Annotated in this window: 13 protein-coding genes; 10 read left to right on the top strand and 3 right to left on the bottom strand. The window is 64.4% G+C overall.

Annotated features, from left to right (window positions below):
* Positions 1-154: 154 nt before the first annotated feature.
* Together UNPA324_RS09715 and UNPA324_RS09710 are read right to left on the bottom strand one after the other, a co-directional pair.
* On the bottom strand, positions 155-1,714 hold the full coding sequence (locus tag UNPA324_RS09715) for a glycine betaine ABC transporter substrate-binding protein (protein ID WP_141934558.1): 1,560 nt from the start codon (positions 1,712-1,714) through the stop codon (positions 155-157).
* On the bottom strand, positions 1,711-2,493 hold the full coding sequence (locus UNPA324_RS09710) for an ATP-binding cassette domain-containing protein (protein WP_128918776.1): 783 nt from the start codon (positions 2,491-2,493) through the stop codon (positions 1,711-1,713). The genes UNPA324_RS09715 and UNPA324_RS09710 overlap by 4 nt, the downstream gene beginning before the upstream one ends.
* A gap of 120 nt (positions 2,494-2,613) precedes the next feature.
* Between UNPA324_RS09710 and UNPA324_RS09705 the strand changes: the two genes are divergently transcribed.
* Both UNPA324_RS09705 and UNPA324_RS09700 read left to right on the top strand, forming a co-directional pair.
* Entirely contained in the window at positions 2,614-3,432 is an 819-nt protein-coding gene (locus UNPA324_RS09705; RefSeq protein ID WP_141934557.1) for an ABC transporter ATP-binding protein, read from the top strand.
* Positions 3,432-4,220, top strand: a complete 789-nt coding sequence (locus UNPA324_RS09700) for an ABC transporter permease (RefSeq protein WP_128918774.1) — start codon at positions 3,432-3,434, stop codon at positions 4,218-4,220. Before UNPA324_RS09705 ends, UNPA324_RS09700 begins: the two co-directional genes overlap by 1 nt.
* A 157-nt stretch (positions 4,221-4,377) precedes the next feature.
* Here UNPA324_RS09700 and UNPA324_RS09695 read toward each other — a convergent pair whose 3' ends face one another.
* Entirely contained in the window at positions 4,378-4,827 is a 450-nt protein-coding gene (locus UNPA324_RS09695; protein ID WP_128918773.1) for a cupin domain-containing protein, read from the bottom strand.
* Between the two features lie 138 nt (positions 4,828-4,965).
* On the opposite strand from UNPA324_RS09695, the gene UNPA324_RS09690 reads away from it, so the two are divergent.
* The 8 genes from UNPA324_RS09690 to UNPA324_RS09655 all read left to right on the top strand — a co-directional run bounded on the left by UNPA324_RS09690 (position 4,966) and on the right by UNPA324_RS09655 (position 12,432).
* Positions 4,966-5,991, top strand: coding sequence for an ABC transporter substrate-binding protein (locus UNPA324_RS09690; RefSeq protein ID WP_128918772.1), 1,026 nt, complete (start codon positions 4,966-4,968; stop codon positions 5,989-5,991).
* A gap of 29 nt (positions 5,992-6,020) precedes the next feature.
* The gene (locus UNPA324_RS09685) at positions 6,021-6,725 is read left to right on the top strand and encodes an NUDIX hydrolase (RefSeq protein ID WP_128918771.1); all 705 of its coding nucleotides are present in this window, start codon (positions 6,021-6,023) and stop codon (positions 6,723-6,725) included.
* A gap of 93 nt (positions 6,726-6,818) precedes the next feature.
* Positions 6,819-8,129, top strand: a complete 1,311-nt coding sequence (locus UNPA324_RS09680) for an ABC transporter substrate-binding protein (RefSeq protein ID WP_128918770.1) — start codon at positions 6,819-6,821, stop codon at positions 8,127-8,129.
* A gap of 15 nt (positions 8,130-8,144) precedes the next feature.
* Complete coding sequence (locus UNPA324_RS09675) at positions 8,145-8,915, top strand: ABC transporter ATP-binding protein (RefSeq protein ID WP_141934556.1); 771 nt, start codon at positions 8,145-8,147, stop codon at positions 8,913-8,915.
* Positions 8,915-9,619 (top strand): ABC transporter ATP-binding protein, encoded by a 705-nt coding sequence (locus tag UNPA324_RS09670; protein ID WP_141934555.1) that lies wholly within the window; start codon positions 8,915-8,917, stop codon positions 9,617-9,619. The genes UNPA324_RS09675 and UNPA324_RS09670 overlap by 1 nt, the downstream gene beginning before the upstream one ends.
* Before the next feature lie 5 nt (positions 9,620-9,624).
* Positions 9,625-10,506, top strand: coding sequence for a branched-chain amino acid ABC transporter permease (locus tag UNPA324_RS09665; protein WP_141934554.1), 882 nt, complete (start codon positions 9,625-9,627; stop codon positions 10,504-10,506).
* Positions 10,503-11,522 carry a branched-chain amino acid ABC transporter permease gene (locus UNPA324_RS09660; RefSeq protein ID WP_141934553.1) on the top strand — a complete coding sequence of 340 codons (1,020 nt, stop codon included), beginning with the start codon at positions 10,503-10,505 and terminating at the stop codon, positions 11,520-11,522. Before UNPA324_RS09665 ends, UNPA324_RS09660 begins: the two co-directional genes overlap by 4 nt.
* On the top strand, positions 11,482-12,432 hold the full coding sequence (locus UNPA324_RS09655; RefSeq protein WP_128918765.1) for a polyphosphate kinase 2 family protein: 951 nt from the start codon (positions 11,482-11,484) through the stop codon (positions 12,430-12,432). Before UNPA324_RS09660 ends, UNPA324_RS09655 begins: the two co-directional genes overlap by 41 nt.
* Positions 12,433-12,867: the final 435 nt, after the last annotated feature.

Below are 12,867 nucleotides of genomic sequence, written 5' to 3'. Positions count from 1 at the left end.
CTCACCGAGCGGCGTCAGCCGCTTGGTGAGCCTCGAAGGGCGACAGCCGGGCTGCATCCACAACCGTGGCCGTGCATCCTTCGAGGCTCCCCATGGGACGCGTTGCGTCCCATGCCTCGCGCCTCAGGATGACGGAGCTTGAGCGGAGCTAGGCCTACCGCCCTCCCACCTTCTCCCACAACCACCTCGCCACCGCGTCCGGCGATGAGTTGGCGTCATTGCCGCTGGCGCGCAGGTTTGCCTCGCGCATCGTGGCGATGTCGATCTTGCCGAGCAGCGGCCTGAGCGCCGCCTGCAATCTCTCGTCGCCGGCGCGCTTCGGTGCGAGCAGAAGGATCGCATCGTAAGGCGGAATCGCGTGCCTGGGGTCGTCGAGCGCGACCAGGTCGTATTTCGCGATCAGGCCGTCGCTGGTGTAGCCGGCGATGACGTCGACCTCGCCGCTGGCCACCGCCGCATACATGAAGTCCGGCTGCATCTGGCGCTGGGCGCGGAACGAAAGCCCATAGGCCTTTTGCAGCGCCGCCCATTCCGGCCGTGAGAAGAATTCGTAGTCGCCGGCAATCGACAGCGTCGATGCGTGCGCGGCGAGGTCGGTGATGGTGTGGATGCCAAGCGCCTCGGCACGCTTCTTCGGCATCACCAGCGCATAGGCGTTCTCGAAGCCGAGCTCGCCGAGCAAAACGATGTTGTCCTTCGCCAGCGCCGTCTTCAGCTCCGCTATCAACTCGGCGCGCGGCTTGATGTCGGTGCGGTGCAACTGGTTGGCCCAGAGCGTACCGGAATAATCGACATAGAGATCGATGTCGCCGGCCTTCAGCGCCCCGAAGACCACGCTGGAGCCGAGGCCGGAACGCGTCGTGGCCGGGAGGCCCGCCGCCCGGAGGCGATCCCGCATCAGCGCCGACAGCACATATTGCTCGGCGAAGGTTTTGGCACCGACCACGTAGCCCGACGACGAGCGTCCCATGGTCGGCACCAGCGTTGCCGCGACCAGCGCCGCGATGCCGGCCGCGCCGAGCCCGCTGCGCAGACGGCTGCGCTGGCGCAGGCCGCCCTCGATCAGGCCAAGCAGCTGATCGACGGCGAGTGCCAGCACGGCGGAGGCAACGCAGCCGAACAGCACGAACACCCAGTTCTGGGTCTGAAGCCCGGCAAAGATGTAATTACCGAGGCTGGACTGCCCGATCGGCGTCGACAGCGTCGCGGTGCCGATCACCCACACCGCGGCGGTGCGGATGCCCGCCATCATCACCGGCAACGCCAGCGGCAGCTCGACCATGATCAGCGACTGCCGTGTGGTCATGCCGACGCCCTTGGCGGCCTCGACCAGCGCGGGATCGATGCCGTTGAGCCCGGTGATGCCGTTACGCAGCACCGGCAGCATCGAATAGAGCGCCAGCGCCAGCATCGCCGGCAGGAAGCCGAACGCCGAGAAGGACACGCCGAACCAGGCCAGCGTCACGGACGCCGCCAGCAGCAGCAGCGGATAGAACAGCGCCAGCAGCGCCAGTCCCGGCACCGTCTGCACGATGCTGGCGAGTGCGAGCAGGACGGTGCGCGGCGCCGGGCGGTTGCGCGTCAGGATCGCCAGCGGCAGGCTGACGGCGAGACCGAGCACGAGCGCGGCAAGACTCACCCGTACATGGTTGCCGAGATAATCGGGCAGATGCGACAGCGCCTCGCCCCAGCGCGGATCGGTGAAGAGGCTCATGCCGCACCGCCCTGCGGCAGCAGCGCGTTCAGCCGTTCGACCTGGCGGCGCGGTGTGCGCAACAGCTCCAGCACGTAAGCGTCGCTGCTGTTCGACAGCTCGGCGGGTGTGCCCTGGGCGAGCAGCTTCCCGCCGCGCATCACCGCGATGCGGTCGGCGAGCAGGATCGCCTCCGTCATGTCATGCGTGATCATCACCGTGGTCAGACCGAGCTTGCGGTGCAGCGAGCGATAATCGTCACCGAGCGCGTCGCGGGTGAGGGGATCGAGCGCGCCGAAGGGCTCGTCCATCAGTACGATGCGGGGCTTTGCGGCCAGCGCCCGTGCCACCCCGACGCGCTGGCGCTGGCCACCGGAGAGTGCCTCCGGCAGGCGGTCGCGATGCGCATCGCGGTCGAGCTGTACGAGCGCAAGCAGTTCGTCGACCCGCGCGGCGATGCTCGCCACAGGCGCGCCCAGCAATTTGGGCGTGATCCCGATATTGTCGGCGACGCTCAAATGCGGAAACAGTCCACCAGCCTGGAAGACGTAGCCGATCCGCCGCCGCAGCGCGACCGGATCGACATTCCTCACGTCCTCGCCCTCGACCGTGATGGTGCCGCCGTCGACCTCAATCAGCCGGTTGGCGAGCCGGAGCAGGGTCGTCTTGCCCGAGCCGGAGCCGCCAACGATGGCCAGGAACTCGCCCTCGGCAATGTCGAGCGATACGTCGTCCACGGCTGTGAGAGAGCCGAACCGCTTGGTGATGTGGGCGTAGCTAATGGCCGGCTTGGAAGGCATTCGACGCAGCTCATTCTTACCCTCCCTTGGAGGGGCAGGGCATGCGTAGCACGCTTGGCCGATTGATTGAACTTGGCCGCGCGAGCGGCTAAGGCATCAAGCGAAATTTGGAGGAAGCATATGTCGACGCCCACGGCAGTGGCGCTGGAAGATGCCAAGGTCGCGTTCCGGCTCGGAGACGGGCGGATCTATACGGCGGTGGAGAAAGCCCATCTTGCGGTGGCGCAGGGCGAGTTCGTGGCCATTGTCGGCCCCACGGGCTGCGGGAAATCCACGCTGCTCAACGTCGCGGCCGGGCTGCTGAAGCCGGCCGCCGGCAGCGTCAGGATTTTCGACCGGCCGCTGGCGGGACTGAACCGGGATGCCGGCTACCTGTTCCAGGCCGACGCGCTGTTCCCCTGGAAGACCGCGCTCGACAATGTCGCGATCGGTATCGAGATCAAGGGCACGCCGCGAGCTGAAGCGCTGCCGCGGGCGCAGCAATGGCTGACCTCCGTCGGCCTTGGCGCCTTCGCGGGTCGCTATCCGCACATGCTCTCCGGCGGCCAGCGCAAGCGCGTGGCGCTGGCGCAGGTGCTGATCCGCGATCCGAAGATTCTCTTGATGGACGAGCCGTTCGGGCCGCTCGATGCGCAGACCCGCCAGGTGATGGGCAATCTGCTGCTCGACTTGTGGAATGCCGATCGCAAGGCGGTGCTGTTTGTCACGCACGACCTTGAAGAGGCGATCGCGCTCGCCGACCGCGTCGTGATCATGTCGGCAGGGCCGTCCTCGCGCATCATCGGCGACTGGCGCGTCAGCTTGCCGCGCCCGCGCGACATCTTCGAGGTGCGGCTGGACAAGGAGTTCCACGAGCTCCATCGCGAGATCTGGAGCGTGCTCAAGGACGAGGTGATGAAGGGTTACGCGCAATCGACGCACGCGGCGGAGGCGGTCTGATGTCGCGCCCGACGCTGTTCGCGCTGCAAGTGCTGGTCGCGGTCGTCTGCATCGTGCTGTGGCAGGTACTGTCGACCGTGCCGGTGTTCGGCAAGATCCTGCTGCCGCCGTTCTTCTTCTCCAACCCGTTCGACGTGTTCAGCCAGATCGTGAAATGGTTCGCCTCCGGCGTGATCTGGAAGCATCTTGGCATCACCTTGGCGGAATCGATCCTGGCTTTCGTGATCGGATCGCTCGGCGGTGTGCTGGTCGGCTTCTGGTTCGCGCGCCAGCCGCTGGTCGCCGCGGTGTTCGACCCTTACGTGAAGATGGTCAACGCATTGCCCCGCGTGGTGCTGGCGCCGATCTTCGCGTTGTGGCTCGGCCTCGGCATCTGGTCCAAGGTCGCGCTCGGCGTGACGCTGGTGTTCTTCATCGTCTTCTTCAACGTCTATCAGGGCGTCAAGGAGGTCAGCCGCACCGTGCTCGACAATGGCCGCATGCTCGGCATGAGCGAGCGGCAGCTGATGCAGCACGTCTATTGGCCCTCCGCGCTGTCCTGGATGTTCTCCTCGCTGCACACCTCGGTCGGCTTCGCCGTGGTCGGCGCGGTGGTCGGCGAATATCTGGGATCTGCGGCGGGCCTTGGTTATCTTATCCAGCAGGCCGAGGGCGTGTTCGACGTCGCCGGCGTGTTCGCCGGCATGTTCGTGCTGTCGGCGTTCGTGATCCTGATCGATTTCGGCGTGACGCTGGTGGAGCGGCGCCTCCTGGTGTGGCGGCCGACCGCGTCGGATGGGCGGGGCTAGGAATCAAGCCTCATCGCAGGTGCGCTCCCTCCGCCGCTTGCGGGGGAGGGCGGGGGAGAGGGTCTCTCCCCAATGGGATAATCTCCAAGAGAACAGAACCCTCACCCGGCGCTTCGCGCCGACCTCTCCCGCAAGCGGGAGAGGTCGAAGCAACAGTTTAATCCAGCAGCTTGACGTCGTCAGGCGCCTGCGGCGGCGTCTTGATCGCGATCGCCTTGACTTGGCCGGTGATCGGCTTGGTGCCGCCATGCGGCGTGCCCTTCGGGATGATGACGAGGTCGCCCGGCTTGACCGTCACTTCCTTGTCGCCGAGCCAGATCGTCCCGGTCCCGTCAAGGATGTACTGGATCTCGTTGGTGTTGGGATGCAGGTGCTTCGGCACGTTGCCGACCTGGATCGACACGGTGGCGCCGTCGGCGGTCATGAACGTCTTGGAGCGGTAACCGACCTTGTTGGCGGGGCCCAGAGCGTCGCCTTCCATCTCGCCGGTATGGATGATCTGCGCGTTGATGTTCTCGGCGGCAAGCGCCGGCCCGAGCAGGTAGGTTGCGCCGCATCCGGCGACGAAGGCGGCCGTAATCGACAGTCCGGCTGTAATGCGATTCATGGATGATCCTGCCCATCGAGAATTATTCTTGTTTGGACATGCTATTGCGCCGAATGGCCGATGGCCAGTGCCTCCGGCCACGCTTCTCAAGCCAGCCGGGCTGCTCTATGGTGCCGCCCGGCCGAACGGAGGAAACCAATGAAGAACACGATTGCCAGGCTTGCCGGCGCGCTGCTCGCGCTGACGCTCACCACTGGATTTGCCGCGGCGCAAAGCAAGGTCACCATCGCGGTCGGCGGCGGCTCCTGCCTGTGCTATCTGCCGACGGTGCTGGCCAAGCAGCTCGGCGAATACGACAAGGCCGGCCTCAATGTCGAGCTCGTGGACCTCAAGGGCGGCTCCGACGCGCTCAAGGCCGTGCTCGGCGGCAGCGCCGACGTGGTCTCCGGCTATTTCGACCATTGCGTCAACCTGGCCGCCAAGAAGCAGGAGCTTCAAGCCTTCGTGGTCTATGACCGCTATCCCGGCCTCGTGCTCGTGGTCGCGCCCTCGCGGACCAACGACATCAAATCGGTCAAGGATCTTGCCGGCAAGAAGGTCGGCGTCAGCGCGCCCGGCTCCTCCACCGACTTCTTCCTGAAGTACATGCTCAAGAAGAACGGCGTCGATCCCACCAGCGCCGCCGTGATCGGCGTCGGTCTCGGTGCCACCGCCGTCGCCGCGATGGAGCAGGGCCAGATCGATGCCGCCGTGATGCTCGATCCCTCGGTCACCGTGCTGCAGGGCAACCACGGGGATCTGCGCATCCTCTCCGACACCCGCACGCAGAAGGATACGCTCGAGACCTTCGGCGGCGAATATCCCGGCGGCGCGCTGTATTCGACGGCGGCCTGGGTCAACGGCCACGAAAAGGAGACGCAGGCGCTCACCAACGCGATCCTCGCCACGCTGGCCTGGATCCATTCGCACAGCCCCGAGGAGATCATGGCGAAGATGCCGGAGGAGACGGTCGGCAAGAACAAGGACCTCTATCTCGCCGCGCTGAAGAACACGATCCCGATGTACTCGGAGACCGGCAAGATGGACCCGAAGGGCGCGGACGCCGTGCTCGCGGTGTTCAGCGTCGGCTCGCCCGAGGTGGCCAATGCCAAGATCGACGTCAGCAAGACCTTCACCAACAAGTTCGTCGAGCAAGCCAAGAAGACCACGGGGAACGTCAAATAGTTGACGCGAAGGCGCGATAATCGTCCCTCATGACGTCACCAATCATTCATCGCGTCACGACGCTCGATCTTGCCGTGCGGCCGATCGTCTGGCCGTTCGCCGAGGAGCGTCGCGCCGAGATCGCGGCGCATTTCGCCGAGAAGCAGCGCGAGCGACCGAAGATCTGGAACGGCCGCGTCCTGCTCGGGCGGGACGCGGTGTTTGCGGACGGCCATCTCTCCGCGACCTATTTCGAGACCGATTTTGCCAGCTTTCTCGCCTGGCGAGACTGGAGCTTTCCCGACAAGGCGGTGTTCAACGGGTTTGGCATGGGCGCGCTGCGCACTTCCGACGGCGCCTTTATCATGGGCGAGATGGCGCAGCACACCGCCAATGCCGGCCGCATCTATTTCCCCTCGGGCACGCCCGACCTCGACGACGTTGCGGAGGGTGCGCTCGACATTCCCGGCAGTGTTATCCGAGAGCTTGGGGAAGAGACCGGGCTGACCACAGCCGACTATTGGGCTGAGCCGGAGTGGCACTGCGTCGTCAGCGGCCCTGCGATTGCGATGATGCAGGTGCTCAACCTGAATATGTCCGGCGAAGAGGCTCGCGCCCGGATCGAAGCCAACCTCGCCCGCGAGGACGAGCCCGAATTGTCAGCCATCCATCTTGTGCGCGGGGTGAGCGATCTCAGGCCGACCATGCCGCGATTTGTCACGGCCTTTGTCGAGCAGCAGTTCGCTTCGCGCTGATGCGCAAGGCTTGACATCCCTGCGCTCAGCCCATGTGATGGGGGCAAGCAAGATCAAGACGAATGCAATGCACAATCGTCCAGGGAGGGTTTGATGCGCCTGCGCATGGCTGCCCGTTTGCTACGTGGGCTGTTGGTCGCGATATCTGCGACGGGCTTGGCAATGTCCGCCCAGGCTCAGGACAAGAAGATCAAGATCGGCGTCGTCTTCGATTTGACCGGGCCTCTGGCCGGCGGCGGCTCCGAACTCAACTATGTCGGCACAAAGATCATCCTCGACCATTTCGCCAAGACCGGCGTCGAGGGCTACAAGATCGAGGCGGTCTATGCCGACGCGCAGAGCAAGCCCGACGTCGCCATCAACGAATCCGTTCGCCTGCTCGAGCAGGAGAAGGTCGACATGGTGCTCGGCTTCTTCTCCTCGGCGCAATGCGTGCCGGTGGCCGCCCGCGTCGAGCAGCTCAAGAAGTTCATGTGGATGACGACCTGCATCTCGTCGGCCGTGTTCAACGAGAAGGGCTACAAATACGTGTTCCGCCCGCAGGCGAGCGGCGACCAGTTCGGCATGATGACGATGGATTTCATCGCGCAGAACGCCAAGGAGAAGTTCGGCAAGGAGGCGAAGGACCTCCGCGTCGCCATCATCCACGAGGACGGCGCTTACGGCGTCGACGTCTCCAAGGGCAACGAGCTCGGTGCGAAGAAGGCCGGCTTCAACGTCGTGCTCAAGGAGGGCTATTCGGCGACCGCCCCCGATCTGTCCGCGCTGGTGACCAAGCTCAAGCGCGCCAAGCCCGACGTGATCTTCCACACCGGCTACAATCCGGACATCACGTTGCTGCTGCGCCAGGCTCGCGAGCAGGGCCTGAAGTTCGGCGCGCTGATGGGGCATGGCGCGGGCTATGGCGTCTATGAGAAGCTGAAGGAAGGTATGGGAGCCGACGCCACCTATATCTTCAACACCGACCCGATCTCGATCTGGCTGGCCAATCAGAAGACCATGGATCCGAAGCTACCGCCCGTCATCAAGATGGTCGGCGAGGAGTTCGACAAGATCCGGCCCGGCGTTGCGATCCGCTCCGCCCATGTCGGCATCGGCGCGTCCAACACTTACGTCTTCATGGCGGATGTGCTGCCGCGGGCGATCAAGAAGTACGGCGGCGTCGATCCCGACGCGCTGCGCAAGGCGGCACTCGATACCGACATCCCCGAGGGCGGCACCATGCTCGGCTTCGGCGTGAAGTTCTACGGCGAGGGCACGCCCATGGCCGGGCAGAACGAACGCTCGTTCCCCGTCGTGATCCAGTATCTCGAAGACAAGTCCCACGTGGTGTGGCCGAAGAGCCAGGCGCAGCGCGAGGCCGTGCTGCCGCTGCCGAAGGGCACCACCTACAGCAACCAGTAGCAGCGGAGGGCCTTGGTGCTGGAAGTCAGCGGGCTGGTGAAGCGGTTCGGCGGCTTCACCGCGGTGAACAACGTGTCGTTCAAAGTCGATCAGGGCGAGATTCTCGGCCTGATCGGCCCCAACGGCTCGGGCAAGAGCACGATCTTCAACATGCTCTCCGGCACTCTGGCGCCGACATCCGGCTCCATCCTGTTCGGAGGCACCGAGATCGCGGGCCTTGCGCCGCACCGGATCATCAACAGCGGCATCGGACGTACCTTCCAGATTCCGCGCCCCTTTCGCCGTTTGACCATCTTCGAGAACGTCGCACTCGCCGGTTTCTACGGCCAGGGACGCCACAGCCGCGCCAAAGCCGAGGAGGCGGCCGAGCGCTCGCTGGCGATGGTCGGCCTGCCGACCGATCGCCATGCCAGCGTCGATGGTCTCGGCGCGGCCGGTCTGAAGAAGCTCGAGCTCGCCAAGGCGCTCGCGACTGGGCCAAAGCTGCTGCTCGCCGACGAGAGCCTCGGCGGTCTCGACGAGGCCGAGATGGACCAGGCCGCCGACATGCTGCGCAACATCCGCGACGAGCTCGGTATCACCATCATCTGGGTCGAGCACATCATGGGCGTGTTGATGCGCGTCGTCGATCGCGTCATGGTGCTCGATCACGGCGAGAAGATCTCGGAAGGCTTGCCAAGCACCGTGGCGGGCGACCCGCGGGTGATCGAGGTCTATCTCGGCACCGATGCCGAGACCACGCAGGCCGCGGCCGCCGAAGCGCGCCGCCGCGCGGGAGGCGCCTGATGCTCGAGCTCCGCGCCGTCAATGCCGGCTATGGCACCTTCCAGGCGCTGTTCGACGTTGACCTCGACGTCAAGGCTGGCGAAGCCGTCGGCGTGATCGGCCCCAATGGTGCCGGCAAGACCACCTTGATGCGCGTCATCTCCGGCCTGATCCGGCCCTCGCGCGGCTCGATCAAGATGGAAGGCGTCGACGTCGTCGCAACGCCGCCGCACAAGATCGTCAGCCTCGGCATTGCGCATGTGCCGGAAAACCGGCGGCTGTTCCCACAGCTCTCGGTCGACGACAATCTCAAGATGGGTGCCTTCATGAAGGAGGCGCGCGGCCATTATGCCGAGCGGCTCGAGGTCGTGTTCGACCTGTTTCCACGCCTGAAGGAACGGCGGCACCAGATGGCCGGCACCATGTCCGGCGGCGAGCAGCAGATGTGTGCGATCGGCCGCGCGCTGATGTCCAATCCGAAGCTGCTGCTGCTCGACGAGCCATCGGCGGGCCTTGCCCCGGTCGTGGTGCAGCAGGTGTTCGAGCTGGTGAAGCGGATCCGCGCCAGCGGGCTGACCGTGCTGATCGTCGAGCAGAACGTGCAGCAGGTGCTGAAAGTGGTCGACCGCGCCTATCTGATCGAGGCGGGCACGATCAGGGCGTCCGGCACCTCGGCCGAGATGCTGGCGAGCGACACCGTCAAGGAAGCGTATCTCGGGGTGTGATGGGCATGCAGGCGTTCCTGGACATTTTCGACATCTACCTGCTGGAGGCCGTGATCAACGGCATCCTGCTCGGCGGCGTGCTGGCGCTGCTCGCGCTCGGGCTCAATCTGATCTTTGGCGTCATCGACGTGACCTGGATCTGCTACGCCGAGCTCGTCATGATCGGCATGTATGCCATGTACTTCATCGTGCAGGTTTACGGCATTAGCTATTTCATTGCCGCGCCTCTCACGGTTCTGCTGGTCGCGATGCTCGGCGCGGCGCTGCACTATCTTGTGATCGCGCCGCTCTTGACCGCGCCGCCGATCAACCAGCTGCTCGCGACCGGCGGGGTTCTGTTCGTGCTGCAGAGCTTCGCCACCGTCGCCTTCGGCATCGACTTCCGCAATCTCGGCATCCGCCTGCCGGTGCTCAGCTTCGGCGACATGAATTTCAGCTACGCGCGGCTGCTGTCATTCCTGGCGGCGCTGGTCGGCATGGTCGCGGTCTATCTGTTCATGACGCGCACCTTCACCGGCACCGCGATCCGCGCCATCTCGCAGGACCGCCAGATCATGGCGCTGATGGGCGTCGACACCAAGCGGATCTATCTCATCACCTCTGCAATCGGCGGCGGGTTGGCCGGGCTCGCCGCCTGCTTGCTGGTGCTGCAATATGACGTGCACCCCTTCGTCGGTCTGTCGTTTGGGCCGATCACCTTCCTGATCTGCGTGCTCGGCGGGCTCGGGAATTTCATCGGCGGCTTCATCGCAGCCTTCGTGTTTGCCGAGATCATTTCGCTCGGCGGCCTGTTCTCTGATCTCGAATGGGGCTACGTGCTCGCCTTCGCCTTCTTCATCGTCATGATGTTCATCCGGCCCGCGGGCCTCTTGGCGAGGCGCCGATGACGGGGCAGGGGCGGCTGGCAGCGTGGGGGGTGGGGCTGGCGGCGCTGGTCGCGCTGCCCTTCGTCTATCGCGATCCCTATCATCTGCACATCCTGGTGCTGATCCTGATCTGGTCGTTCGCCTACACCTCGTGGTCGATGATGGGGCGTTTCGGCCTGGTCTCGCTCGGCCATGGCGGCTTCATGGGGATCGGCGCCTACGTCACCGCGCTCTTGTGGAATCATCTGGGCCTGACGCCGTGGATCGGCATTCCCGTCAGCATGGTCGCGGCCGGCGCGCTGGCGCTGATCGTCGGCTATCCCTGCTTCCGCTTCCGCATCACCGGCCACTATTTCGTGCTGGTGACGCTGGCGCTGTCAGGCATCGTGCTTCAGGTCATCACGGCGACGCGCGACTATACCGGCGGCTCGCTGGGCTACACGCCGAACCGGGCATCTAGCAACAAGCTGCTTGCGCTGCAATTCGACGACAAGACCACCTGGTACCTGATCGCGCTCGGGGTCTGGCTGTTCGGCATCGTGGTCTGGCACTGGGTCGACCGCAGCATGGCCCGCTATGCCCTGGAGGCGATCTCGGAGGACGAAGACGCGGCGGCGGCCGCCGGCGTCGACGTCACCGCGGAGAAGCTGAAGATCACGCTGCTCAGTGCCCTGATGACGGCGCTCGCGGGCGCGATCTACTGCCAGTACCAGATGTTCATCACCCCCGACACCGTCAGCGGCATCGCGGTGTCGCTGCAGATGGTATTCGCGGCCATCGTGGGCGGCCTGTTCGTCTCGCTCGGCCCGACCTTCGGCGCCATCATCACCATTCTGCTGGCCGAGACCCTGCGCATCGGCTTCGGCACCAAGGCGGTCGGCTGGGACAATCTCGTCTACGGCGTGCTGCTCGTGCTCTTCATCATATTCCTTCCCAAGGGCATCCTTGGTAGCCTGCTCGATCGATTGAAGCCGCAACGCAAGGTGCCCCGCGCTCATGAGCAAGAAGCCGTCCAAATCGCTCGCCCAGGAGCTTGACCGCTACATCACGCCGTTCCGCTACGATGGCTCCGGCAAGTTTCACCTCAAGGACCACAAGACCAACGAGAAGGGCGATCTCGACAAGGAGAAGGCGCAGGAGCTTCTCGACGTCAACAAGAAGCGGCTGATCGAGTTTCAGGAGAAGCTCTACGCCCAGGACCGCTGGTCGCTTCTGATCGTATTCCAGGCCATGGATGCCGGCGGCAAGGATAGTGCGATCAAGGCGATCTTCGAGGGCATCAATCCGCAGGGCTGCGAGGTCCATGCCTTCAAGGCGCCGAGCAGCAAGGAGCTCGACCACGATTTCCTCTGGCGCCATGTGATCGCGCTGCCGGAACGCGGTCATATCGGCATCTTCAACCGCTCCCATTACGAGGAATGCCTGGTGACGCGCGTGCACCCGGAGCTCCTCGCCAAGGAGAAGCTGCCGCAAAAGCTCCTCACCAAGAGCATCTGGAAGGAGCGGTTCGAGGACATCTCGGCCTTCGAGCGCTATCTCTGCCGCAACGGCACCGTGGTGCTGAAGTTCTTCCTCAACGTGTCCAAGGACGAGCAGCGCGAGCGCTTCCTCGACCGGCTGGAGGACCCGGCCAAGCAGTGGAAGTTCTCCATGGACGACATCAAGGAGCGCGCGCTGTGGCCGCGTTACCAGGCGGTCTACCAGGACATCGTCCGCCACACGGCGACGTCTCACGCGCCGTGGTACGTCGTGCCCGCCGACCACAAATGGTTCGCCCGCGTCGTGATCGGATCGGTGATCAATGCGGCGCTCGAAAAACTCGACCTGCGCTTTCCCCGTGCCGACAAGGCCTCGCTGCGGGAGTTCGACGAGGTGCGCAAGGCGCTGGAGCAGGAAGAAAAGAGGGGCCATACGAAGAAATCGCGAAAACAACCCCATGCACAGTAGGCGGCCACAGCGAAATCAATGGCTTGATGGTTGTCGGCAAGTGGTGCGGAATTCACGAAATCGATTTGCTGCGTCGGGCAAAACAGCGCGATGATGGAACTGGCAAATCCAATTGTGATAGCCGACTTGATTGATCCCGCTTGACAGTCTGATGACACAGGAGGACCATCTCGAAGGTCGCAAACAAGCGACACGCAACGTCCACCTCATGAGCAAGGGGAGGTCTATGACACCACCTCCGCAAATCCAGCCGCGTTAAGTGCGATGGAGCTCGTTCGGACTATCGCATAGCGGCAGAAACCGCGAACGGCACGCCGGGTCAAGGTTTAGCGGGCTACATCAGTAAGGCAGAGCCCCTACCTTCCCGGCGCTGTATTTTGCATCACATTGATCGTGTGGACGGCCGTGATGAGGCCGACCGCGACAGCTGTTTTC

Source organism: Bradyrhizobium sp. UNPA324, from assembly GCF_006658635.1.
GTDB classification, from domain to species: domain Bacteria; phylum Pseudomonadota; class Alphaproteobacteria; order Rhizobiales; family Xanthobacteraceae; genus Bradyrhizobium; species Bradyrhizobium nanningense.
The sequence above is the reverse complement of the archived record's forward strand: the minus strand, read 5'-3'. Positions and strand labels throughout refer to the sequence as shown.